Origin of the sequence: Synechococcus sp. OH2 (assembly GCF_047462155.1) — a bacterium.
Classification (GTDB): Bacteria; Cyanobacteriota; Cyanobacteriia; order Thermostichales; family Thermostichaceae; genus Thermostichus.
Genome location: NZ_JANSIR010000119.1, coordinates 12,166 through 12,765, shown reverse-complemented (window position 1 = coordinate 12,765; position 600 = coordinate 12,166). Strand labels below are relative to the sequence as shown.

Here is a 600-nt window from a genome sequence, read left to right as displayed (position 1 = left end):
GCGGTGGTACGTCGTTGGCTGGCAGAGCACTCGGGGCAATTGGCCGAGGCTCTGGCCCAGGCTCAAGAGCGCCTCAGCTACGAGCAGGAGCGGCAAGTGGCTTTGCGCCCCTACCTGGTGCCGAAGGTGGAGCGGGGGATCGTCGGCTCCAGCCGCTATGCGGTGCGCCTGCGGCAGCAGATTAAAGAGGCAGCCCAGAGCAGCAAGCCGGTGTTGATCTTTGGGGAGCCGGGCCTGGAAAAAGACAACGTCGCCGCCCTGATCCATTTTGGATCCCCGCGGCGGCGCCAGCCCATGATCAAGGTGGATTGCAGCGCCCTGCAGGCCAGTGGGGCAGACTTGTTCGGACGGGCGGGGGGCAAACCGGGGTTGCTGGAGTGGCTGGGAGAGGGCACGCTGCTGTTGAACAACCTGCATGAGCTGCCCGCCGAGCTGATGCCCAAGTTGCTGCGCCTGCTGGAGACGGGATCCTACACCCCTGTGCAGCGGGGGGAAGGGGATCCGGGAGAGGAGCGCCCCTGTCGCTGTCGTCTGCTGATGGTGTCAGAACGGCCCATCCCCGCCCTCGACCCCTGGGTGATGGCCATCAAAGTGCCGCCG

At 66.3% G+C, this 600-nt stretch carries 1 protein-coding gene; it reads left to right on the top strand.

Going from position 1 to position 600, the window contains the following annotated elements; genetic code table 11:
- Positions 1-600 (top strand): sigma 54-interacting transcriptional regulator (locus tag NW835_RS13160; RefSeq protein WP_414415523.1); only part of this gene is annotated, 600 nt, incomplete at both ends.